Source organism: Eubacterium ramulus ATCC 29099 (assembly GCF_000469345.1).
Taxonomy (GTDB): Bacteria; Bacillota; Clostridia; order Lachnospirales; family Lachnospiraceae; genus Eubacterium_I; species Eubacterium_I ramulus.
In genome coordinates, this window is the sequence record NZ_KI271098.1 from 1 (window position 1) to 24005 (window position 24005).

Annotated in this window: 20 protein-coding genes and 1 pseudogene; 6 read left to right on the forward strand and 15 right to left on the reverse strand. The window is 42.1% G+C overall.

What is annotated here, in order from left to right; translation table 11 throughout:
* From HMPREF0373_RS03870 to HMPREF0373_RS03945, 15 genes are all read right to left on the reverse strand, one after another.
* Positions 1-745, reverse strand: a 745-nt coding sequence (locus HMPREF0373_RS03870) for an AAA family ATPase (protein WP_207638147.1), incomplete at its 3' end; no start/stop codon positions are given.
* A 109-nt stretch (positions 746-854) separates the two neighbouring features.
* A complete protein-coding gene (locus HMPREF0373_RS03875) occupies positions 855-1199 on the reverse strand; it encodes a hypothetical protein (protein WP_021738299.1) in 345 nt (114 codons plus the stop codon).
* Between the two features lie 73 nt (positions 1200-1272).
* Complete coding sequence (locus HMPREF0373_RS03880; protein ID WP_044962834.1) at positions 1273-3336, reverse strand: PcfJ domain-containing protein; 2064 nt, start codon at positions 3334-3336, stop codon at positions 1273-1275.
* A gap of 16 nt (positions 3337-3352) precedes the next feature.
* Positions 3353-4045 (reverse strand): DUF7666 domain-containing protein, encoded by a 693-nt coding sequence (locus HMPREF0373_RS03885; protein WP_021738301.1) that lies wholly within the window; start codon positions 4043-4045, stop codon positions 3353-3355.
* A 6-nt stretch (positions 4046-4051) separates the two neighbouring features.
* A complete protein-coding gene (locus HMPREF0373_RS03890; RefSeq protein ID WP_022036681.1) occupies positions 4052-4591 on the reverse strand; it encodes a PcfK-like family protein in 540 nt (179 codons plus the stop codon).
* Between the two features lie 34 nt (positions 4592-4625).
* Entirely contained in the window at positions 4626-9431 is a 4806-nt protein-coding gene (locus HMPREF0373_RS03895; protein ID WP_049946807.1) for a helicase-related protein, read from the reverse strand.
* A 256-nt stretch (positions 9432-9687) separates the two neighbouring features.
* Positions 9688-10542, reverse strand: a complete 855-nt coding sequence (locus HMPREF0373_RS03900; protein ID WP_021738304.1) for a P-loop NTPase family protein — start codon at positions 10540-10542, stop codon at positions 9688-9690.
* 156 nt (positions 10543-10698) lie between these two features.
* Positions 10699-10962: a FliH/SctL family protein gene (locus tag HMPREF0373_RS03905; RefSeq protein ID WP_021738305.1), complete on the reverse strand. Its 264-nt coding sequence runs from the start codon at positions 10960-10962 to the stop codon at positions 10699-10701.
* 95 nt (positions 10963-11057) lie between these two features.
* Positions 11058-11867, reverse strand: a complete 810-nt coding sequence (locus tag HMPREF0373_RS03910; RefSeq protein ID WP_021738306.1) for a PD-(D/E)XK nuclease family transposase — start codon at positions 11865-11867, stop codon at positions 11058-11060.
* A 280-nt stretch (positions 11868-12147) separates the two neighbouring features.
* On the reverse strand, positions 12148-12387 hold the full coding sequence (locus HMPREF0373_RS03915) for a hypothetical protein (protein WP_021738307.1): 240 nt from the start codon (positions 12385-12387) through the stop codon (positions 12148-12150).
* 21 nt (positions 12388-12408) lie between these two features.
* The gene (gene dnaN / locus HMPREF0373_RS03920) at positions 12409-13521 is read right to left on the reverse strand and encodes a DNA polymerase III subunit beta (protein WP_021738308.1); all 1113 of its coding nucleotides are present in this window, start codon (positions 13519-13521) and stop codon (positions 12409-12411) included.
* Between the two features lie 365 nt (positions 13522-13886).
* On the reverse strand, positions 13887-14531 hold the full coding sequence (locus HMPREF0373_RS03925) for an ATP-binding cassette domain-containing protein (RefSeq protein ID WP_021738310.1): 645 nt from the start codon (positions 14529-14531) through the stop codon (positions 13887-13889).
* Between the two features lie 852 nt (positions 14532-15383).
* Positions 15384-16142 carry a hypothetical protein gene (locus HMPREF0373_RS03935; protein WP_147597862.1) on the reverse strand — a complete coding sequence of 253 codons (759 nt, stop codon included), beginning with the start codon at positions 16140-16142 and terminating at the stop codon, positions 15384-15386.
* 152 nt (positions 16143-16294) lie between these two features.
* Complete coding sequence (locus HMPREF0373_RS03940) at positions 16295-17548, reverse strand: hypothetical protein (protein WP_044962837.1); 1254 nt, start codon at positions 17546-17548, stop codon at positions 16295-16297.
* A 70-nt stretch (positions 17549-17618) separates the two neighbouring features.
* Complete coding sequence (locus HMPREF0373_RS03945) at positions 17619-18041, reverse strand: hypothetical protein (RefSeq protein WP_021738314.1); 423 nt, start codon at positions 18039-18041, stop codon at positions 17619-17621.
* A gap of 303 nt (positions 18042-18344) precedes the next feature.
* Here HMPREF0373_RS03945 and HMPREF0373_RS03950 point away from each other — a divergent pair, with 303 nt between their 5' ends.
* From HMPREF0373_RS03950 to HMPREF0373_RS03975, 6 genes and pseudogenes are all read left to right on the forward strand, one after another.
* Positions 18345-19073 (forward strand): IS110 family transposase, encoded by a 729-nt coding sequence (locus tag HMPREF0373_RS03950; RefSeq protein WP_021738315.1) that lies wholly within the window; start codon positions 18345-18347, stop codon positions 19071-19073.
* Between the two features lie 226 nt (positions 19074-19299).
* Positions 19300-19662 carry a PadR family transcriptional regulator gene (locus HMPREF0373_RS03955; protein ID WP_021738316.1) on the forward strand — a complete coding sequence of 121 codons (363 nt, stop codon included), beginning with the start codon at positions 19300-19302 and terminating at the stop codon, positions 19660-19662.
* Positions 19659-20060: a DUF6120 family protein gene (locus HMPREF0373_RS03960; RefSeq protein ID WP_021738317.1), complete on the forward strand. Its 402-nt coding sequence runs from the start codon at positions 19659-19661 to the stop codon at positions 20058-20060. Before HMPREF0373_RS03955 ends, HMPREF0373_RS03960 begins: the two co-directional genes overlap by 4 nt.
* 27 nt (positions 20061-20087) lie before the next feature.
* Positions 20088-20558 carry a hypothetical protein gene (locus tag HMPREF0373_RS16670; protein WP_022036685.1) on the forward strand — a complete coding sequence of 157 codons (471 nt, stop codon included), beginning with the start codon at positions 20088-20090 and terminating at the stop codon, positions 20556-20558.
* 1080 nt (positions 20559-21638) lie between these two features.
* Complete coding sequence (locus tag HMPREF0373_RS03970; RefSeq protein WP_021738320.1) at positions 21639-22796, forward strand: DNA/RNA non-specific endonuclease; 1158 nt, start codon at positions 21639-21641, stop codon at positions 22794-22796.
* A 112-nt stretch (positions 22797-22908) separates the two neighbouring features.
* Positions 22909-23984 (forward strand): annotated as a pseudogene (locus tag HMPREF0373_RS03975) (IS256 family transposase); the annotation flags it as partial.
* Positions 23985-24005: the final 21 nt, after the last annotated feature.

Genomic DNA, 24005 nt, shown 5'->3' on the forward strand with positions numbered 1-24005 from the left:
CATCCGTATAAGCAACATCAATTTCCTTGGTTTCTATATTGTACTGAATCTTTGCATCGTTAGAACCGGTGATCCGATTGCAGCATTGCTCCATCGCGGAAAAAACTGCTTCCAACTCCGGTACTGGTCCATACCCATTTTCCTGGTTCTGGTATTTTTGCACTGTCATTTTCAAAAACCAGTTCATCATCAATTTGATATTTGCCGTTCCGCTCATACAATCAATGTAACCGTTCGTTCTTGTATTTTTTTCAGAAATGTCCGCCTGCTTTTCACGATGATAATCCCATTGTCTGCCTGTACCATAGTAAGCAATGATCGGCAACAGTAATGAGGTATCCCCTTCCTGGAGCCGTTTCTGGTAATCTGATGCAACTTCCAGGATCTGTTTGGCATCTTTTATCGTGGTTTTCCCTTTTGCAGTATTTAGCGTTCTCTCCCAGTAAATCTCCGGTCTTTCATCCAACTGTGCCCATGCACCTATCCGAACCGGATACTGTGGCTGCACGTTATCGGTACTTCCGATCTTATATGCCTTCAGATGAGCACTTTCCTTCGTGATGTTCATAGCTTTTGCTCCATCAAAAGCCGTAAACATGGTACTCATTGCAATGGCAATGCTTTCCAACAGAGATGTTTTTCCGGCACCATTCGCACCAACAACCAATGTCAGTTTCTTTTGTAAGTCAGCCTCGACTTTTTCAAAACATCTAAAATTCTCTAAAGAAATCTTTTTCAGATACACTTTCTCTGTCTCCTGCACACATCCTTTTGCAGATGCGCTTCCATCTCCTTTTACCTATCTACTAGCATATACTATTGTTTCAAATCAATCAATTTATTTTGAAAACTTTCTATGCTTCCATCAGGTCAGCTCCTAAAAATAGGTCGGGTTGGTCCTCAATGACATATTTTTCATTGATTTCTCCAAAAGTTTCCTCTAGCCAATCACTTGATGTGCCGTAAGCAGTTACATGGGTGCATGAATCAATAGATGTAAATTCATACCCCTTCTCTTTTAAAACATCTGCCCATATAGGAACGTCCTCATAATTAGCTCCGTTGATAAAAATCTCGCAGGATATTTTCTCCAACTCTGACAACACTTCTGCCGGAGCATCTGTTCTAAATACTAATAATTCTCCACCCATGCCAGTTCCATCTGATAAGGTTATTAATCTTTTTTCTGTTTTTTTCATCTATGTTTCCTCATATTTTTCTCATATTTTTCTTGGTGATATGTATATTAACGAAATATGCCTTTGTAAATCTTTATGCTTCCATCAGGTCGGCTTCTAAAATATCCGCCAGCAGTTCCCCTGCATGGCTTCCGCCATGGACGGTGACTTTGTCGTTACGCAGGGACTCCAGTTCATACATCCTCAACTGACGACTGATCTCCTGTCGCTCAAAATCTTCCTGTGAAAGCCTTGGTCTGATCGCCGCCTGCCACTTTTTCAAAAACTTCTCTGCCCGGTGATAATCATTATTCTGATTATCTCCCACCGTCCGCTTCTGGCGTGTCGTTCCATCCGGTTCGATCTCCAGCGTATAATAGGGTTGCTCCATTGCTTTTGTCCGACGCAGGAACACAATATAGGACTCCTGGTTTGCAATCCTCTCAAAATAGCGGTCTGAACGGTCAAGACAATGTTTCAATGCCTGTCCTTCCTCTATGATCTGCTCAATCTTTTCCGGAACCACAATCGAAAATGTCTTTCCAACATACTCATATTTTTCTTTGATGGATGCCAGTACCGTTTCCACACGTGGAAATTTATTAGCGATCTCTACAACCCGGAGCCCTTTCTCCTTTCCTCCACACTGGGAGAGCACTTCGCGGTGCGCCAAAAGCAGGTCGCGGGGACGTAAGACCATATCCTGATCCATCGGCATCTTCAGATATGCCGCCATGGAAAGGTAATCTTCCCAAGTGCCAAGCAGTTCCCGCATGTGCCGTCTGCCCTTGCATCCAGTCGCCTGCCGTTTCAGGTAATTATAGATGACCGTCGGAGATAACGGCACACCGGAAATATTTGCAGGCTCAATGCCTTCTTTTGCCATTCCACAGATAACCGCATTGGGAAGTGTAAGATGCTGTTGCTCCATATACTGAAACCACAGTATCTCCTCTTTTCCCCCATTGATCTGACGTAATCTGTGAAAGGCATCCTTCGTAAGTCCAAATAACTCCCATGGTTTTTTTGCTTTCAGATTCAGCTTTGACAGATCCATCTGTAACGCAAGTTTCCTAAGTCCGGATTTGACCATCTGCTCCAATACCGGATATTTTTCATAGCGCTGCAGATATTCGATCGGGGAAAATCCCGGTTCTTTCTGTAACTGTTCCAGTGCCGAGTATTGGTATTTTGTACCTTTGGTAAGGCTTTTGCGAAACGTGTAGGGATAGATGGGACCATTTTCGATCCGTATCATCCCACCTGGGTCAAAATAACCAAAATTGGCATCGTCCCAGAATACCTCTCTGGTGAGATAACTATATTTCGCATAGAAAGTCCTCTCCTTCCCATGCCGGAGAAAGATTCTTGCACTTTCCTCACATCCATACTTTTCCTTGGCAACCGCCAGTTTCATCCAGCTTATGAAATGCCGTTCCACATAACCGCCTTCCACACGCTGGAACAGGATCACTTCCCGTTCTTTATACTGAACCGGACGCGGATTTTTATGTTTATAATCCATGCGGCGTGTCCTGGTCTTTGCGTTACACTTTGGGCAGATATACGTCTGGTTTTGCTGTATGTTTTCCACTACGGACTCCTGCCCGCAGTTGGAGCAGATCCCAGTCGTCTGTTTTCGCCGTCGGAACGGCTCATAAGTAAACAGATGTTCCTCACACTGTTTTCTCGCCCATTTACTAAATCCTGATGGGATCTCTGGCACCAGTGCCTGAAACTCCTGAATCCGGTCTCTTCGGATCTCGTGTTTGCGTTCCATCAGCTTCTTTTGGCAATCGTGTTCTTTTAACCCGATCCATCCGCACAGATTTTCCTTTTCTACCCCGGTTCCGCCATCATCATAGGAAACTGCCTGCTTTACCAGTAAGTCTGACTCGATCACTTTTGCGATCTGCTTTTGGTCCCAACTGTCCGGCAAAACCACGTATGTCTCATGTTTCTTCCCCTGAACGGTAACCGAAGTTCCTTCCGGATAATAATTGGCATATTCCTTCTTACCGATGCAGACCCGAAGCTGTGGTTTGTCAGATACAAAATCGACGATGAGATACATCCCATCGTCGATCACTGCTTTCCTTATTGCGATACTATGTTTTTCTTCCGGCCATGGATAGCCTTTTATCACTTGTCGTTTCATATTTTCCTTTTCCTCCTTATATAAGCACTTCATTTCCGTTCACGTCATAATAGACATCCGGAAGATATCGTTTCCCGTCTACCACACACACCGCGATCTCTGTGATCCCACATCCATCCGGTGCTTCCCTGGCAAGCCCTAATACTGCACCCAGACCACCCTTGGCTGTCGGATTTTTTCCCCGGCTGACTGCCATCTGGTTGCGGTCTGCAACTGCACGTTCTCTCTTTACATTGGCATTCCAGTTACGTGTAGGATGCTGTACCATATAGACCAGTGCCACATAGATGTACGCCTCTTTTGTCATCTTTTTTAGCAACCGGAGCCTTGTGCATGCAATCTTGGAATCACAGGCATCCTCGTCAATGTCTCCATCTGCCGCCACCATGTAATATACCGCCTGTTCCCATACCGGGTAGTAGCTTAAGCAGTCCAGCGGATCTTCCGCGCAGTGAAAACCTGTCTCCCTGCATTTTGCCTCCTTGATCTCATTCCACTTCTGTAACTGGTATTGGTATGTACTGCCGCCTGCCTGACAGGACAGGTCCGGTCGGAATGCCTTATATGCGATCTTCATATATCCCCTTTCCCAGACAGCCTTCTTGCTGCCTGTCTCCATTTTCTTTTTTGTAACAGCAGACAGGGAAAAGATCCCCGTCCAGGGCATCTCTGCCTTGCCATACAAAACAGGTGCTGCCACATTTCTCATTTTTTCTTATATCTGAAACAGCGATAACTGACCGTCCAGCTCCTTGCGTCTGCTCTTTTTTACTTTGGATGGCTTCAGGTCTGGCGCATCGCCGCCTTCTTTTCCAAGCAGACCATCCAGCAATGGTTTTGCCGGCTTTTTGACCGTCCGTTTCTTCTTTTTAGAAGTCTGTGCCGCTTCCTGCTTCTGCATTTCTTTCTCATACGCTTCCTTATCGTCAAGCTCATAATACTCATCGATCCACTCGAACAACACATCGGAAGAAACCGGTGTCACGATCGGGGCTTCCTGCTTCCGGGCAAGCTCCTTTTCCTTCTCCGTCGGCGTGCGGATCTCCATGATCTTTTTCATGGCATACTTCATGCAACGCGCAAAGCTCTTATGGGACAGTAACACCCGCGCTGCATATTCCGGACTTTTCTCGCACCGTTCCTCCAGCTCCTCAAAGATGCAGTCAAACTGTGCCCTCATCATGTCCCGATACGAATTGTTAACGCTTTCCAACAATTTCTCCTCTTCCTGTTTCAGTTTTTCTTTTACTGTCATGTTTTTTCTATCTCCTTTATTTCCTTCTGCCGCTTTATGTGACTGCTTCCCCGCTGTCATCCTTCCGGTCAAGTTCCAGGGACGCATTGATCTGTGAGAGTCGCTGGCTCTTTTCGATCAGTTCCGCTTCCCGTTCAAACGGCTTTTCATATTCTGCCTTTGCCGCTTTCAGCGCATTTCGGTATTCCTCTATCTTTGCTTTGATCTTCTGCTCCATCTTATCCCATGACGTGAAGAAATTATCCAGGCGCCGGATACAGCCGCTTCCGGACAGGGACGCATCAATCCAGTATGTATTACGACCACAGATACCTAAGTTCCGACCAAAGATGTCCTGCTGATATAAGATATTAAACCCTCTGTACCGTCCCAGTTCCACTTTCACACCCTTTGGCGCACGTAAGAGCAGGTCTTCCACCGCCTGTGCAGCTTCCGCACGTTCCAGATAGGCGATACCTTCCACTTCCATACAGAATATATCTTTTGTTTCCTTAGCAATGGTTTTTTGATCCTCCTGCAGCCGGGAGAGTTTTTCCGTCTCTTTTCGGATGCGTGCCGGATATTCTTCCAGATAGGCATCCTGCAGGGCGTACTTTTGGGAGTCATAGTGTGCCTTTAGCAGTTGGAGCTTTTGCACCTCACTGTCTAACGCCATCTTCTCCTTGATCAATGGGTTACCTGTGGCGATCGCTTTCAGCTCCGCAAAATTTAGCACCATCTCATCTATGTCATCGCAGGTACGTGCTGTCGTTCCGGCATGCATCACCTGGGAGATGAAACGCTGCTTATTTTCCAGCACAGACCATAAAAACGCATCAAAGGTATCCTGTGTCACATATCGGTAAATGCGGACGCTGGTATTTTCGTTACCCTGCCGTATCCCGCGCCCTTCCCGCTGTTCGATGTGGGCCGGGACCCATGGGCAGTCGATATGGTGCAGGGCAATGACATGGTCCTGTACATTGACTCCGGTGCCGCATTTTTCGGTAGATCCTATCAGTACCCGGATTTCACCTTCCCGCACCAGATCAAGCAGTCGCTGCCGTTTTTCCTCTGTTTTTGCATCATGGATAAACGCGATCTGCTCTTTTGGGATTCCATTCTGTATCAGTCCTTCTTTGATATAGGAATAAACGCTGAACCGGCTCCCATCATTCGGGGTTCCGATATCCGAAAAGACAAGCTGAGTCCCGATCTTTCCTTCTGCCAAAGCTGCATCATACTCCTGTTTGACACATACGATGCACTGCTCCAGCTTTCCATCCGGATTTTTTGGTGCTTCCGGATCCAGAAGTCTGGCATCTGTGCCAAGCAGCCTTGCATCTGTTGTCAGTTTCAAAAAATTATCCACTGAGGCATCCACGCCCCCGTTATGGATCTGCTCTGCCCGCGTCACGAAACTGTCCATGATCTTTCTTCCATAAGTATCCAGTTTTGCCACCTGCACCCGGTATTCTGCCTCCGGCACGTCAAGGTCTAACTGATCCCTGGTCTGCACGTCGGCAATCTCCCGGAACATCGTCAGCAGCTCCGGCAGGTTCCTAAAACGGTTAAACCTGGTCTTAAACCGGTAGCCATTGCCTTCCACTGCCAGCTCCAATGCCGTCGTTGTCTCCCCATAGGTCGCTGCCCAACTGTCAAACTGCTGTAATCCCATCTTTGAAAGTTTGTCGCTTTGCAGGTAACGCTGCATCACATACATTTCACAGATCGAATTTGACACCGGTGTCCCCGTCGCCAGGATCACACCGCGCCCCGGCGTGCATTCATTCAGGTACTGACACTTGGCAAGCATATCGGATGCCCGCTTAGATGCAGCACTTGTAATGCCGGGGATGTTTCCCATCTTGGAAAAGATCTTGCAGTTTTTGTAGATATGTGCCTCATCGATAAAGATGCAGTCGATCCCAAGTTCTTCAAAACAGATGACATCATCTTTTGATGCATCCTGCAGTCTCTTCAGTTCTGTCTCGATCGACTTTCGCTCCCGCTCCATCTGTTTGACCGTCCAGTGTTCCCCCGTTCTGGCTTTCAGTTCTTCAATCCCCATAAGGATCTCATCCAACTGTCTCTGTAAGATCATCTTCTGCCGCTCCGGGGAAATCGGAATGCGTTCAAACTGACTGTGGGACATGATCACACAGTCATACTCCATGGTCGCAAGGCGTGAGATGAATTCTTTCCGGCGGTTTTTCGTAAAATCCCGCTCGGAAGTCACAAGGATATGTGCCCCGGGATACAGGCGCAAAAATTCGGAAGCCATCTGGCGGACCAGTGTTTTTGGTACACTGATCAGCGGCTTTTGTGCCAGTCCAAGGCGCTTGAGTTCCATGCACGCACTAACCATCTCAAAACTCTTTCCAGCCCCGACACAATGTGCCAGCAGGGTATTTCCGGATAAAAGTATCCGGGCCACCGCATTCTTCTGGTAAGGCTTGAGTTCGAATGCCGGGTTCATTCCCGGAAACGTAAGGAAACTGCCATCGTATTCCCGCAGTCTTGTATGGTTGAATGTTTCGTTATAATATCGGACGTACTTTTTCCTTCGTCCCGGTTCCTCAAACAGCCAGCTTTTAAACTTCATCTGAAGGAGCTCCTGCTTTTCGGAAGCCAGCATGGTCTCTTTCTGGTTCACCACATAAGTCACACTGCCATCGGAATGATCGATCCGGTCTTTGACTACTACTTTCCGCATGTTCAGTGATGTCTGAAAGATCGTATAGGCATCCATCCGCGCGGTTCCATAGGTCTCACTCGCTTGCAAAACAGATGCCTGTGATGCCTTATTGGTGATAAAGTAAGCCCCTGTGACGGGATTTTGTTTTACCGCAATGTCAGTATCGGAAAGGTGTTTCGGATCACGCCGGTAATATCCCGGTGTCCCAAGCGTTTCATATAAAAATGCTTCATAATCCTCTGCTTCGATCCATGGGATTCCGATCTGGATGGAGATGTCCCCTGCCGGGATATCCTCCGGCTGCACCTGCTCCAATGCCCTGACATTTTCTGCAAACAGCTTCGGGTTGGCCCGGAAAGCGCCTTGCGCAAAACGCAGCTTCTTTCTGACATTGCCGGACAGATATTCCCCGGCAGTCACCCATCCCTCGTAAGGCGTCTGTTCCCGGTAACATGCCGGATCTGGATAGATCAGTCCCTGCAATTCCTGAGTCAGACGTTTCATGGCATCTTCCATTGTCTCATCCTCTTTTTGCACCAGTCCTCCCATATACGGCAGATTGATCTTTCCATACTGGTTTAATCTCAAACTGATGGAATCCACTGACGAATCCACCTTTGTGACCACTTCCTGTCTACGCATGGTGCAGTGATAGAAAATATCCGCTTTCCGGACATGATCCTTTTCCACGATCTCCAAGGCGCACAGCAGCGGATAATCTGCATCCTCCCGAAAAACCTTGTTTCCCATGTTGGTCAGATGCCCATACCGTTTCACATACGCATCATAGGTCTGGTTTAGCTTGTGGCGCACACGCGTAAGCTCCTCTTCTGTTCCCGTCTTTTGCTGTAACTTTAACAGGCGGTGTACCAGATGCCGGATCTCATCCATCCCGGCGATCCTCTGGCGTGCCATTCTTCCGACAGAAACCGCTTCCATCACAGAATTCCGTTTGAAATATAATGCCCCGCGTTTATCGAAAAAGTAGGTGTAATTCTTCACATCCGCCGGTGCCGGCGCGTACACTACTTCCTCTGTGTGTACGCTTTCCGGCAGTGTCCCCTTGATCCGGTCCAGTGCTGCTTTTACATCATCCGCACAAAAATCCTGTTTCGTGACACAAAACGCATGTGGGAATCTGGTATCTGCCTGCAGGTCACCCAGGACCTGCTCCGGATGCTCCATAAAATAAGAATTGACTCGGAAGCCATCCGGTGTCTGTAGCGTATCCACCCATGTGACAGTATCCGAAAGCGCATGCTCTTTCTTTTGCAGCACCAGGATGTCACTGGTGACTTTCGTCCCTGCCATTCCCTGAAATGCTTCTACGGGAAGCCGCACTGCTCCAAGCAGTACCGCTTTTTTTGCCAGCAGTTTCCGGAATGATGTATTTTTCCCATCCAGTGTCCCTTTTGCAGTGATCAGGATTGCAATCCCGCCAGCCCGCATCAGGTCCACGCTCCTGATCAGAAAATATTCATGGATTTTCAGATGAAAGTGATCATAACGCGCATCTGCCACCTGGTAATCACCAAACGGGACATTTCCAATGGCACAGTCGAAAAAGTTATTCTCATACCTGGTATTTTCCAGTCCGGCCTGTGTGATCTCAGCCTTTTGGTAGAGTTGTTTTGCGATATGCGCACTCACAGGATCGATCTCTACCCCATAGCGGTGGATCATCGGATCTGCATCCATGACACTGAAAAAATTTCCGATCCCAAGCGACGGCTCCAGCAAGTTTCCCTGTTGAAAGCCAAACCGTCTCAAGGTTTCCCACATGGATTTAGCGATTCCCTGATCCGTATAAAAAGCATCCGTAACCGTTGCCCTGGCAGCCTGATATTCTTCTTTCGTAAATAATTCCTGCAGGACTTTGTGCTCGGATGCCCACGCTGCATCATCCTCTGAAAACGCCTGGGAGAGACCGCCCCATCCGACATATTTTGCCAATACTTCCTGCTCTGTCTCTGTTGCCAGACGGTTTTCCCTCTCCAGATGTTTTAACAGCCTGACTGCTTCCACGTTCCGCTTAAAACGTGCTTTCGCTCCCAGATGCATGACATCGCCATGAAACCGGAAATCCCTTCTTTGTTGTTTCTTCTTTTTCTGCCGAAACCCAAACCAGTCATACGACAAGAAAAAGGTAAAAAATTGCCTCATTTCTTTTTTCTTTCCTCCTTTTTTGCATACAAAAAATCCGCACCAGTGTGCGGATTCCTTCTTTCTATCTATGTATAAACGGGGTTCCCCCGATTGTATTTTGATTTCTCGCAGGCGATCTCCTGCCCATTCGACGATGCTTCTGCATCTGTTCTGATCGTGGGGATATGCTCCCACCTTATGATTTGCTGTCCCAATGGGACATATGATTTCTTCAGGTCTGATCCTGATCTATGACTGATATTGTTTATATACGTCAGTTTTTTACATATGGAAACTTCATAAAGAATGGCAAGTCCAAAATGCGTATAATCTGAGGGGTTTGGATCTCACCAAACGTTTCTTTCAGAACTGTATGCAGTTCTTCCGGAAATACATTTGAGTGAAATGGGGACTCAAACAGTTCCTCTACGTTCATGGATGCCTTCGCTTCATGCGCCACTACAAAGGGAATCTGAAGCTCCTGTCCAGATGCTTTCCGAACCTCTCTCTTTTGGTCCACGCGGTATTTTCCCTTCCGGACGCTGGCACCTGTGGCAAAGTAAATTTCTGCCATCTCCTGGAAGTCCCGATAAAGTTCTGATGGTGTAAAGTCCAATCCATGAAAATCCTTGGAAAAGCAGATGCCCGGTAGATATAACAGCTTCCCATCCACCCGAAGTTTCAGGCAGTCTGTAAGCAGCTCTTTTGGATCCGTTGGCAGTTCACACAAATTTGGTAACATATTTTCTGTCCGGAATCGGTAAACATACATCCGATGATCCTGATCCATATGGTTCTTTTCCAAAAGGCGTTGCATATCCGGCTCCGCCAACTGATGAAAATACTTCTGCATGTCTTTCGCCTTTTTTCCAAGTGACAATTGCCCCCACTCATGGATCGTCATACCAATCCACTGAAAAAATTCCTGGTCGATTACCACAAACTGCACTTTCCCCAGTTTTTTAGGATAATGCGCACTCTGCCTTGCCATTTGCATTTGTATGATTGCGGCATCTGCACTGGAATGTACATTGTTCATCCAGCTCCATTCATCCTTGGAAGCCTCCGGATATAAAATATCCCAGATCTCATTCGTGTAACGCATAATTGGTAATGTATACTGTTCCATTTTCGCACCTATTTGCAGGATATTCCTGCATCCTTTCTCATCTGTCTACTTATATATACGGATTTCGAGCACCTTTCATAACAAAAAAATGCGAAAAAAAATCCTGACCTCAATAAATGAAGCCAGGATTTCACTGTTTTTATCTTTTCTTCCTACCTACTGTTCTTTCGGCAACTGTGGCTCAGCAAGCCATTCCTGCACCATGGAAACATCTGCATTTAACGCTTGGGCAATCTGCTCCACTGGCAGGCCAAAGTCATTTAATCGATTCGCCATTTCCTTTTTTTCTTCTAGTGCATAGCCTTCTGTATATCCTTCTACATAACCTTCCGCATATTCCTCTGCATATTCCTTGGCATATCCCTTTGCACGTCCCTTTGCATAGCCTTCTGCACGTATCTCTTCTATCTCTCGGCTCATTTTCTATTACTCCTCCTTTAACATGATAGGCTCTGATCGTTATATTATCAGAGCCTATATCTTGTTATTTCTGGCTATTCATCCATTTACTAGAATTATTTCACTGGGGAAGTTTCTCCAGAAAGCCATTCCTGGATCATTTGAACACTTACCTGCACTGCCTGAGCAATCTGCTCCAATGGCATCCCCATCTTATATAAATTGTTTGCTGTTTCCATTTTGTCTTCCATTCGTCCCTCTTCACGAATTTCTTCCAACACTTTACACATATGCGTGACTCCTTCCTCTGACTCTTTTAACTCGTATATCCTTTTTGCTAATACACCGTCCTGCATATCAGATGCCGCCTTACAGTGAAAATCATGCATCAGCCGTCCAAGCTCTGTATCCTCATGCTTGCTTGAATCCACATAAATAATGTGGGCTTCATCTCCAAATTCTGCCCCATTTTCTTTTATGATCCGATCCACGTGAGCAATCGGTAATCTGTAACCAAGCGTATCATCCTGTGTGACAAATATAATATATGTTTCGGGAAGTTTATCAAAAAACTCTCCCGGATTCAATACATTCATATCCATTAATCCTAAATGATATCTGGCACGTTTCGGGATTGCTCCCTCATCTTCCTGCTGGATTTCTACATTAAACAGGCGACCATCCCCCGACTTTGCTACACAGTCAAGAACAGCACTCCTGCCATGTAAGTTTTTGTAATCCACCTGAACCTGGTTATCAAGAACGGTCAACATGCTGTCATTCATAATGATACGCAATATGTATTCACAGCATTCCTTATCTTTGAGCACATTCCTTGCCAGAATGTCGCTCATCATGGTGAGATTTTTAATCTTCTCAATGTAGCGCACTTTGCGTTCTTCAAATGTTTCCATCTTATAGCTCATCGGTGTACTTCACCTCCCAACTATTCCCATGAAATCCATTTGTCTTTGAGACTATTTTACACATAATCACTTCTTCTTTCAAGTTCTCTACCTCCTGTTTTCATTTGAATTGTAAGTATTTGTTCCAGCCCTCCTTTCCATGCCTCTATACTTATATACGGATTTAGATGGCATGTAATAACAAATATTTACAATTTTCCCCAAAATAGTTTCTGCAAATCACATTCCGGTTCCAAGATCAACCTATTTTGACATGATCCGTACCTGCAATTACTTCTTGTTACGTTTTTTTTGTTTCCTCAATTTCAGCTTTATGCCGTTTGAGCCACGCATCCGCTTCCTCTTTCGTATATGGTTCGATACTTTCATCTACGACGTTCTTTTCATAAAGGAAATATTCCCCTGTTTTTTTTGGGAATAAGATTTTAACACTGTGGTAAAAAATACATCCATTCTCAATACGCGCAACTTCCTTTGCAGTCTCAGTGCAATATACTTTTCCTTTTAATACTTTCTTCATCAAAAATTTCCTTTCGCACCTTTAAAGTGCTGCTTCTGTTTTGCCTAATGAAACGGGTAATAATACATACAGATAATCCATCCCTTTGATCAGACAAGGATCTTTTGCACCACCCAAACTCAAGTCGATGGTTTCATCCTCTATGGCCTGTAGTATCTCCATCAGATAGCGGGGATTATATCCAATTCTTAGTGGTTCGCTTTCCCCTTCCGTTACGGCATTGATCGACTCTGACATTTCCCCTGCTGTGGTCGCAGCTTCCAGTGTCACTTTATTCTCCGCAACCTGTACGACCAATGGCTTCTGCACTTTATCTGCTAATAGCAGTAATGCCCTGGAAACGCTGTCTTTTAACTGTGTCTTGTCGATTCTGATATTCCTGTTTGTCTTATCCTGCAGGAAAGCGGAAATATCAAAATATTTTCCGTCAACCAGCCGCATAGATGCCCAGACATCCGGCATCAGAAAGCAAGCCAGATGCTCCGTTACACACAGATCTACTTTCTGTTCCTCATTATTTAACAGCTTGGCGATCTCTTTTAATGGGATTCCCGGAAGATTTAATTCCATTTCCTCCGTCTGTACCTCTAGCGCCCGGATTGCGATCCGATGACCATCCAGTCCGGTCAGACGCATCTGCCCTTCCTCGCACTTAACATGTACCACCGACAGCATTTGATTTACTTCTGTAACTGCAATCGAAAATAGTACACCATTTAAGGCATCTTTCAACGCTCCCTGTAAAACGCTGCAACTCACTTCCATTTCTGTCAGATCCGGAAGTCCTGGAAAGCTCTCGACATCGCTGACTGGCAGTTTGATCTTCACCTTTTTCCCGGATATCACAGCCGTTTTTTCATCCGATTGAATTACCACATCACCGTCAGGCATTTTTCTGGAAATGTCTGCCAGTGATTTTCCATCAATCGCACAGCATCCTTCCTCCTCTACCGTTCCGTCTACCTTCACCCGTAATCCAATCTCCAGGTTGGTAGCTTCCAACAGGATTTCATCCTCTTTTGCTTTGATGATGATGCATTTTAAAATTGCCTGAGCCAATGATCTTCCATTGATGCCTTTCAATGCAATTGCTACTTTCTTTTCTAATTCATCATTGTCAATAGAAACTTGCATTTTTCTTTTCCTCCTTCTTTCTGGGTATGCAAAAAGACAGAGCATCATGCCCTGTCTTTTTACATATCTGCGTATTCATATTTATTTTTTGATAAACAGGACTATTCCTGTCATATCCAAGCTGGATATTTATGTAAGAAATCCTTACAAAAATAAGAGTATCTGACACTCTTAAACTGAACCATTCCATTGGAATGTGTTGACCTTTGTTAAATATATACGTTGATTTTAGATGGAAGGAAACTTACTTTGATACAGTATATCAAAATCAATCTATTGAATTACAATCATTTTCCTAAATGATAGCTCTATTTTTATAATTTTTAAATATATTCTTTTTTAACTATAAACGAATTTATCATTATTTAGAGAATCTGTTTCATATACCCTTTGTTCATCTGGTAGACGCTGTTACATAATATTTTAATATCCTCTGCATTATGCGAAGATAATACGATTGTCACCCCTGTCTGCTTCATTTTGAGCAGTATATTTCTGACCTCTTTTACACCGTCTTCATCCAGTCCATTAAATGGTTCATCCAGAACTAATAACTTCGGTTTTTCCATAATCGCCTGTGCAATTCCAAGGCGCTGTTTCATTCCAAGACTGTATTTACTGACAGGGAGTCTGCTTTCAGGATCCAGATTTACTAATTCCATAATTTTTTTCACTTGTTCTTTCGATACACACTTTTTATATCCTGCCAAAATCTCCAGATTTCTTAACCCAGACATATGTGAAATAAAAGATGGGTTCTCAATTATCACCCCCATATTTTCGGGAAAATCAATGTCTTTTCCGATTACTTTACTATTTACTCTGACTGTTCCGTGTGTCGGATGCACAAATCCACAGATGCATTTCATCAACATTGTTTTTCCTGATCCGTTACGTCCTACCAGACCATATATTTTTCCACACTCAAATTGTACATTTATCTCATGTAAAATTTCTCTTCCCCGAATTGTAAGTCCAACATCCGTAATATCTATCATATATTGATTCATCCATTGTCTCCTATTCTGCATTTTTTTACCTGAAAAACATTTTCTGCAAACAATAGTATGTTTAAAACAAGAAAATACAGCAACGACCACCCAATTTTACATTTAGGCTGTGCATAAAATTTGTCAAAATGGACACCAAAAATTGCATGTGTCATAGGAAACAACCAGGATATTTTTTCAAAAAAGGACACTGAAATTGCTCCAATCACAGTCACTGACATTGCAACAAACATACCCATTTTTTTATGACCGATCAAATGGAAAAAACATAAGATTTGAAGTAAAACCATAAAATAGCACAGCATCAGACCAATGCATATCATTGCGACACTGATTGGAGTACCATGACTCATTGTTCCAGATTCCAAAAATAACCTGTCATTTTTCGCATATATCTCCGGAAATCCCGCATACATATCTGTCATAAAACTACTCCAATGGTTAGAAACTACTCCATTCCTTCCAACCCAGAGCAGACTTGTTACTACAAAAAACAATATACATAAAGTTCCAGTCAACATACCAAATAATATTTGTCCGCAAAGCCACATCACACGATTTGACCTGGAAAAAGAAAAAATATTATTTGCACTGTTATCCGGGAATCCGGATAATAATACACAAAACACCAGTGGTATGACTAAAATGTAAAATTGGAAGGACATAACCAGGTCAAATGGTTCCAACATATTAATTTGTAAATGTGTAAGCTGTGCCACTGAAATCATATCCCGATATACATATTCCCCCAGGAATATTGCAGCAAATAGTAAAATCAAAAAATTTTTCAAACTGATCCACTTCCGGAATTCCATTCCTGCGACACAAAAAATCCACCTGATTTTCTGTTTTTTATTCATTTCGTCTCCTTATTTGCAGATAAAATATCCCACAAATTGCAATAATCAATAGAATCAGAAAGATCAAATACCATCCGTATTTTATTCCAAAATCACTATAAAATGACCGATCATAAAACAGATGATTCGATGGGAATAAAAATCTTATTGCATTGTATCTTGCCGGAATTTTTTCTCCATTATCGTAATATTGATATAATAAAAATCCTTCATATGCCGAGGACAATTTTTTACTAAAATATTCTGCCAGAACAAGCCCACTGACGGCATAAAAACATTCTTTACAAATTATTGTTATCACAATTGACAGCATAGCAAATACTGAGGCCAGCATTCCCGTATGAATAACTGAAACACCGAGATGAAATCCCCTTGCAGCAATCGTGGTTCCATACACATTCGCGATCACACTACTCTCTGCTGCATCACCTGAAAGCAGATAGACCGGGAACTTTATATAAACCAGAATAAAATATAAGATAATTCCAGATACAACACCGACAAATGTCTCTGCAGCAGCCTTTGTCATCCATTTCATTGTATATTTGATTCTTGTCGTTCTGGAAATTGACATATAGTAATGTCCGCTGAACCATTCTTCAGCAAATTCAGAAACAACCGGAAGTACTGACATCACTGGCAGTAACACAATAAACCATTCCATATCGCGAAAACTTACAGCTACACTGTAAGAACTTGCCATTTCACCCATCTGTAATAATTGTGACTTACCATAAGTTACAAATGCCATAAGCGTCATCTCATGTAGATCAACATCACTTCCCGGAAAACGACTTGTAAAACACAATAACATAATCCCAACAATACAGATCAGGTATTTCCCTGAAACTATTTCCTTTTTCATTAATCTTTCGCACAAGAATTACCGTCACCTGCCTAATCCTAATATACCATGGTAGTAATATCACCTGTAATCGCATCCACATCAAAATACATCTTTCTGTATTCAGATAGACCTGTGTTCTCAATAGAAAAATGGTATACAGGCCGACAATGAATCGACTGAATATACCCCCACTCTCTTTTTTCCTCATTTTCATACTCAAATTCTGTCTGATATAGCAACTCGATCGAGCTGATCTGAAACTGCTTGTCTTTCGATATATAATTACTTAACGTCTCGCACACCACATCAAGCGGCAATACTTTGTCATAAGTATTCAGAGTCTGAACAGATTCAAAATTCTGGCAACAACTCCAGATAAAGCCCAATTTATCTTTTTCAAACATTGTAACCAGATGGTTCGTACCAAATGGTTCAGCGGTCAGATTATCTTTTCCAGAATCTTCATTCATACTATCCAGTGAGGTTGCATCATCATGGTTTAATGCAACACCATCATAAGCGGTTCCCACATCAAACTCATAATAATATATCTCATCAGTTAATTTTCTTACATCTATCCCGAATACGGAATAATCAAGATATTCCGATCCTACATAATAATAATCTTCTTTCATATGCTTTTCAACATAGTCCACTGCTTCTGTCAACAACAGGTCGCCATCTGATAAATGGTAAGAAATATTTGAAATATCATCTTTATCCAGATCATAAGTTGCTACCGATGTCCCCAGATTTGTAGAACGATATCCATAAGCATCCTTTGAGTGATCATCCTGGTCGCCTACCAATGTTGTCGTTGTAGCATAATCCCCCATTTCCAACATAAAATTTGAAAAGACAAGCAGTTCAGAACATATTCCATCATTATAACCAATATATTGTACCTGCTCTTTTTGCTCCTTTGTTGCTTCATCCAGTGGAATTACTAACCTATCATTTTTTTCATTATCCCAATACATAATATTCATATAAGGTACCAAATCAGTATCCTCTTCCAGTCCTTCATACTTTCGAATATTATATTCAAACTTTTCCAACTGTCTTTCAAATGTATCTGTGGAAACCGGGAAATTCAATTCATAAACCTCATCTACATCTGGAATTGTAATCTTTGTATTCGATATATCAAGATTTTTATAGTTTTCAGTAATGGTATCTGTTTCAACTTTTGAGATGGGGATAAAATTTTTCTCTTTTTGAGGAATTTCTGATTTATTGGCAGAACAACCCGTCAAAAAAGTGATTAATCCAATCAATATAAATAGGGAGAATTTTTTTATATATATCATGCTAATTACCTCTACAACAAAAGGAGCCAAAATAAATCTGACTCCTTTCGCTAATTTCTTCTCAAGGTTACTATCCATTAGTCCTTATTGTTCCTGACATAGACGCTTTCGAGCCATTTCCATAAGTAAGTGAAGCTTTCATATAAACAGTATCAACCGACGGCATTGATTTATGTTTAAATGTTATACTTTTATTTACATCTGTAAAAGTTACTGTTTTATTTAGTGCCACTGCATTAGTGCATGCACTATTCGAATATTCCCGAATTGTCGTTGATTTTGATGCCACATCACCACTCATAGCTGTACAAGATGCTACATAACCATTTCCAAAATTAACAATAGACACGACTTGAGTTGTTTGATATGACCCCGGCTGAGCATGCACACTCCATGATCTTGAAGTTGCTGCATAAGCTCCAGTTGTACTCATTAAACACAATGCTGCTGCACAACAACCTGCAACAATACTTCTAACCTTATTTTTCAACATATTTTTTCTCCTCCTAATATAATTTGTCAATCACATCTCCTTCAGTCACCATTGGACTCCCCTCCTCCTTTATTTGACGAATTAATAATATCATTGTTTATTATGTATGTCAACATATATTTAGTTTATATAGGTATTGATTATTTTCTATATTTTGGTTACTATATAATCATAAAAAATAGAAAGCTTCCTGTATACTTTAAATAAGCCAAGAGATTGACATAAAAAAATACCTCAAGTAAATTTAGATTATTACTAACCTGCCAGTTGGTAAAAATCTAAAAAATACAAGAGGTATCTAACATGAATCTTAAAAGCACAAAGAAGAAAAATCAATTAATTACAGCAAATATTTTTGAACAACAGGAACTTTTGAAAAAAGCGAAGGTGATCAGGGAAAATCTTAAAGCGTCAACCTGGCATGAGTTAGAAATCAATGGTAAGTTTGATAAAAATGAAAAACTCTCATTTATCAGTGATGACATGCTTATTTTAGGATGCGATGTCGGCAGTGAAACGCACTATGTGAGAGCAATCGACACCCGCGGCAGAGAGCTCAGTAAGTCCGCCTTTTCGTTTAATAATGATTCAGAGGGATTCCAGAGTGCAAAGGAATGGGCGGTAAAGATAGCTGCTGAACATAATAAGAATCAGATCGTGCTTGGATTAGAGCCGACAGGTCATTACTGGTTTTGCCTTGCGACGTGGATGATTTCCAATGGAATCAGCGTTGTTCAGGTAAATTCTTATGCTGTGAAGCAGACGAAGGAGATTGAAGACAACAGCCAGCTGAAAGACGACACGAAGGATCCGAAACTGATTGCAAATCTTGTCAAGGATGGCAACTTCGCTATGCCATATCTTCCAGAAAAACTTTATGGGGAACTTCGCAGGTTATCGATGTTCAAAGATCAGCTGAATGAGGACAGGATCCGTTCCATAAACCGGATGCACAGGGAGATGAAGATCTATTACCCAGAGTATAAGGATGCGTTGGGAAAGTCGATGGTGCATTCAGCCTGGAACTGCTGAAACAGGCACCATTTCCGGATGATTTAAAAGCACTTGACGAAGACGGAATAAGACAGATCTGGCACGAAGCTAAGCTTAGAGGACGCGGCTATAGCAGGTCAGGAGAAATCTTAGGGTATGCGAGATCAAGTGTTGGTATCAAGGATGGACTATGACCTAATAGTTGTAAAGACCTTGGAGAGGGTCTATAAAAACTACTACTATACAATACGAGGATTTAACATATATGAAATCAAGGAACACATTTAAAAAAGGTTCCTGTGAAATGTTAGTTCTTCACATACTGAGTAAAAAAGGCGATTGTTACGGATATGAAATTGGACAGATAATTCGTGATATTACAAATGAATATCTTTCTTTTCCAGAAGGTTCGATGTACCCTGTTTTATATAAGTTAATCGATAGTGGATATATCACTGATTACAAAAAACAGGTTGGCAGACGAATGATTCGCGTCTATTATCACATTGAGTCATCCGGTCAAAATCGACTTGAAGAATTGACACAGGAATATTTAAAAACTACGCAGAGTATCCACGATATCTTAAATTTTGATTTTCAAACTCTGCAAGCGGAGGATACGCCATGAAATACAAAACTTTAACAAAAGGCGGTTCAACTTATTACCGGAAATTAAAAACATTAATTCCAATCAAAGGAAAATATGAAAAAGATTTTCTAAATACGATATTGCAAAATCTTGAGAGCATTTGCAGTGAGCAACCAGCAATTACATACCATGAATTATGCAATCGTATCGGTACGCCAAAAGATATTATTATTGAATATTATGAAAATGCGGATACAGAATATGTCATTCAGAAATTACGTATATCTTCTATTATACGTCATATAGTTATTTCGATTCTTCTCATTGCTGTAGTTGTTGCTTGCATAGAACTATATTCATTTCATAAATTATACACACAAGTAGACCATTCTATCGATGGCTACAGTATTGAAACACCTCCTACAGAGGTACCTTAATCTAATCGTAAACGGGGGCTTTTACTGATGAAAAAAGATAAAAAACGATTTCTATGCATTTTTACTGCATGCTTGTTAATAGTTACTGCCTGTATACCAGCATTTGCACAAGATTCGAAGCAACATATACAATACTATGAAGATGGGAGCTACACTATAGAGACACTTACCATTGACAATCCAACTATCAGCTTCTATTCTTCAACCAAGCGTGGAACAAGATCAAGAATCTATTACTCTTCTGATAATGTTGAACAATGGTCTGTAACGGTAACCGGAAGTTTCTCATACGGAAACGGTTCGTCAACTTGCACAGCCGCATCTGCTACTGCAAAAGCAACTGCTTCAACTTGGACTATTAGTAGCAAGTCATCTTCCAAAAGCGGAAACAGCGCTACAGCAACCGCCACAGCTATCCAATATTTAAGGGGACATGAGGTTCAGAGAAAAACTCTTTCTACAACATTGTCTTGCAGTTCCAATGGAACACTATATTAAATAATCATCTACAGCATTTTATACATTTATTTTTAACTAAAAATGACATATAGTTCTATATTGAGAAGAAAATAAAGAGGTCCACAAAACGGACCTCTTTGTTGTTTCTACTCACATGTTATTTGATAATGTTTTTCCAATCACACTTCTATGTCAAGTCTAATTACCTGCTCTTTCGATCAATTCTTTCTTATATTTATAATAGGTATTCCTTGAAATCTGTAAAATATCAATGCATTCCTTATCTGACATATTCCCATCAAAACACTTCGACATTTTTAAGTTCCTGCTTTTCATTTCTTTTGACTTTTTGGTTATAACCTGACTTCCGGCACGTCTGCCAATCTGCTTTTGTTCTTCCACCGGTAGAAGCAGATTCTTTCTTTTGTAATCTGGATTCCCTGTGAAATTCGCTTATGCAGATCAGTGACTTCTTTTTCCGCCTGTTCAAATGCTACCTTGTTATGAAGTGACTTTTATCAAGAGTTAATTTTGAGAAATTTTTCTTAACTCCAGTCACATTTGTTTTTCTGACAGCATTAGAAAAGAGCCCTAGTTTAACAGTCCCCGGCAGTTGGCCACTCTGTTATACGTGGATTGGTTACCTACAGGCTAATGGTCCGCCGTTGGGTTCTACGATCTAAAAGCGTGGATCACAGTGTTTCATGTGCGTACATAGGGTAGACGCAGATAACCCAGACCTTACAGTGACCACAGCTCTTTTCTAATACTGTCAGATTATTTACTTGTTGTATTAAAATATACTCTATGACAAAAAGTATCAAAAAACACTCCATTTCTCCTGTTATCTGCTTCGAATTTCAGTCTTTCAATAAAACATAGTCTATTTTGATATCAAAATGCATTCTTTCCTTTGTAATCGGGAAGTGCTATGAAACACTCCCAATACTATATACGGAAAATGACTGCTGCCAATAACAACAAATTTATATTTTTTTCAAAATTTTCTTTCAGATCGGAAATTACTCCCTGTGATTTTTAAATTATAATTTTAAATGCATGCTACTTCTGGTATAATGATCAGAGAGAATTTATTTACAGAGAGAGAGGAAATGGAACATGAACTTTAAGAAACGGAACCGCTGGTATGGCTTGCTGCTATCCTTTGTCCTTCTGTTTTCACTGGGCGGATGCGGCGATGTGCAAACAGAAAACCCGCAGCCTTCCATTGAAACATCAGTTACTGACACCACACAGGAAGCTTCCGATGCGGAAGCGATCACCGATGAACTGGACCAGTCGGAGCTTCAGGATCAGGATGACACAGCACAATCTTCTGATGCCACACAGGTTTCAGATGCAGAGCAGGTCTCATCCACAAGCGCATCCCTTGATGCCATCCCTGCCTATGAAGGCTATGCATTTGTAGAAATCAATAACAATCAGCCATTTTTTACAGATGCAGACAAACAGAGAACAGATGCGTTTGAAGATTACAGCGAATTAGACAGTCTTGGAAGATGTGGCGTTGCCTATGCAAACATCTGTAAAGAACTGCAGCCTACGGAACCACGCGGAAAGATCGGTATGGTAAAACCGTCCGGTTGGCACACCGTAAAATACAATGACATCATCGATGGCAATTATCTTTACAACAGGTGCCACCTGATCGGATTTCAGTTGGCGGGAGAAAACGCGAACCCAAAGAACCTGATCACCGGAACCCGCTACTTAAATGTTGTCGGAATGCTGCCGTTTGAAAATGCAGTCGATGACTATGTCGACACAACCGGAAACCATGTGCTGTATCGTGTAACCCCGATGTTTTCCGGGGATGAGTTGGTTGCCAGAGGTGTCTTAATGGAAGCCTACTCTGTGGAAGATCTGGGTGCAGGCATTCAATTTTGTTATTATGTATACAATATCCAGCCTGGCATCGGCATTGATTACCAGACGGGTGACTCCTGGGAAGATGCAAGTGTTGTCGCAAAAGATAACACGACCTACCGGGTAACAGGCACCGCTAACGTTCAGGCACAGGAAGAACAGACAGAAGCAACAGAAACAGTCACACCTCAGCCTGCACAGCAGGAAGTAGAATCCGCTCCTCCTGCACAATCAGAGCTGGGTTTGGAAGCCACCGTCTGGATATCCGAAACCGGTTCCAAATACCACAGCAAAAATAATTGCGGCAGGATGAATCCAGATAAAGCCACTCAGGTAACAGAGCAGGAAGCAATCAGCATGGGACTTGAAAAATGCTCCAAATGCTGGTAACGCAAAACATGTACTGAATATATGAGAGAGAGCCTGTGAAAAAATTTCTGTAAATTAGACAATATAAAGGTCTTCTATGATAAAATATAAAAATCATAGGAGGCCTTTTATTATGGCAAACAGAAAAAGAGAAGTTTACAAACCAAAACCAATAACTGAAGGAAAGAGAAATTTGATTCAGGGCTTGCTCCAAGAGTATAATATCCAGTCCGCTGATGACATCCAGGAGGCCTTAAAGGATCTTCTGTCTGGCACAATTCAAGATATGCTTGAAACAGAAATGGATAATCATCTTGGTTATGACCGCTATGAAAGATCCGGTGAGCCTAACTATCGCAATGGAACAAAGCCTAAGACGGTTCGAAGCAAATAAAATATGGTGAATTTGAGGTTAATGTTCCTCAGGATCGACAGAGTTCCTTTGAGCCGCAGGTACTTCCAAAACGCCAGAAAGACATCTCTTCGATCTATGACAAGATTATTTCCATGTATGCAAAAGGAATGACCACTCGACAGATTTCAGAAGCGATAGAAGATATTTATGGATTTGAAGTAAGTGAAGGAATGGTATCCGATATCACAGATAAGCTTCTTCCCAGAATAGAAGAATGGCAAAATCGCCCATTGTCATCGGTATATCCAATCGTTTTTATTGATGCTGTACATTTTTCTGTGCGTGACGATGGCGTGATCAGAAAGCTTGCAGCATATGTCGTCCTTGGAATTAACGAAGACGGAATGAAAGAAGTATTAAGCATTGTTGTAGGAGAAAATGAAAGCAGCAAGTATTGGCTGTCAGTGCTGAACAGTCTGAAAAACCGTGGTGTTCAAGACATTCTTATTCTCTGCTCTGATGGCCTGACAGGAATCAAGGATGCAATCTCTGCCGCATTTCCTGAAACGGAACAACAGCGCTGCATCGTACATATGGTGAGAAATACGCTCAAATACGTTGCAAACAAGGATATGAAGTCTTTTGCGAAAGACTTAAAGACAATCTATACAGCTGCTGATGAAGAAGCTGCCAGAAAACAGTTAAAGACTGTTACCGAAAAATGGTCAGGACAATATCCGAGCGCCATGAACCGCTGGCATGATAACTGGGATGCAATTTCCCCGATTTTTAAATTTTCCCAAGAGGTTCGTACTGCGTTTTATACTACAAATGCCATTGAATCGTTAAACTCCTGTTTGTAAGCTTCCATTCTG

Coding starts and splice junctions, on each gene's coding strand:
- HMPREF0373_RS03875 (WP_021738299.1), bottom strand. CDS start 1,199: ATGAAAAAAACAGAAAAAAGATTAATAACCTTATCAGATGGAACTGGC.
- HMPREF0373_RS03880 (WP_044962834.1), bottom strand. CDS start 3,336: ATGAAACGACAAGTGATAAAAGGCTATCCATGGCCGGAAGAAAAACAT.
- HMPREF0373_RS03885 (WP_021738301.1), bottom strand. CDS start 4,045: ATGAGAAATGTGGCAGCACCTGTTTTGTATGGCAAGGCAGAGATGCCC.
- HMPREF0373_RS03890 (WP_022036681.1), bottom strand. CDS start 4,591: ATGACAGTAAAAGAAAAACTGAAACAGGAAGAGGAGAAATTGTTGGAA.
- HMPREF0373_RS03895 (WP_049946807.1), bottom strand. CDS start 9,431: ATGAGGCAATTTTTTACCTTTTTCTTGTCGTATGACTGGTTTGGGTTT.
- HMPREF0373_RS03900 (WP_021738304.1), bottom strand. CDS start 10,542: ATGGAACAGTATACATTACCAATTATGCGTTACACGAATGAGATCTGG.
- HMPREF0373_RS03905 (WP_021738305.1), bottom strand. CDS start 10,962: ATGAGCCGAGAGATAGAAGAGATACGTGCAGAAGGCTATGCAAAGGGA.
- HMPREF0373_RS03910 (WP_021738306.1), bottom strand. CDS start 11,867: ATGAGCTATAAGATGGAAACATTTGAAGAACGCAAAGTGCGCTACATT.
- HMPREF0373_RS03915 (WP_021738307.1), bottom strand. CDS start 12,387: ATGAAGAAAGTATTAAAAGGAAAAGTATATTGCACTGAGACTGCAAAG.
- dnaN (WP_021738308.1), bottom strand. CDS start 13,521: ATGCAAGTTTCTATTGACAATGATGAATTAGAAAAGAAAGTAGCAATT.
- HMPREF0373_RS03925 (WP_021738310.1), bottom strand. CDS start 14,531: ATGAATCAATATATGATAGATATTACGGATGTTGGACTTACAATTCGG.
- HMPREF0373_RS03935 (WP_147597862.1), bottom strand. CDS start 16,142: ATGGCATTTGTAACTTATGGTAAGTCACAATTATTACAGATGGGTGAA.
- HMPREF0373_RS03940 (WP_044962837.1), bottom strand. CDS start 17,548: ATGATATATATAAAAAAATTCTCCCTATTTATATTGATTGGATTAATC.
- HMPREF0373_RS03945 (WP_021738314.1), bottom strand. CDS start 18,041: ATGTTGAAAAATAAGGTTAGAAGTATTGTTGCAGGTTGTTGTGCAGCA.
- HMPREF0373_RS03950 (WP_021738315.1), top strand. CDS start 18,345: ATGAATCTTAAAAGCACAAAGAAGAAAAATCAATTAATTACAGCAAAT.
- HMPREF0373_RS03955 (WP_021738316.1), top strand. CDS start 19,300: ATGAAATCAAGGAACACATTTAAAAAAGGTTCCTGTGAAATGTTAGTT.
- HMPREF0373_RS03960 (WP_021738317.1), top strand. CDS start 19,659: ATGAAATACAAAACTTTAACAAAAGGCGGTTCAACTTATTACCGGAAA.
- HMPREF0373_RS16670 (WP_022036685.1), top strand. CDS start 20,088: ATGAAAAAAGATAAAAAACGATTTCTATGCATTTTTACTGCATGCTTG.
- HMPREF0373_RS03970 (WP_021738320.1), top strand. CDS start 21,639: ATGAACTTTAAGAAACGGAACCGCTGGTATGGCTTGCTGCTATCCTTT.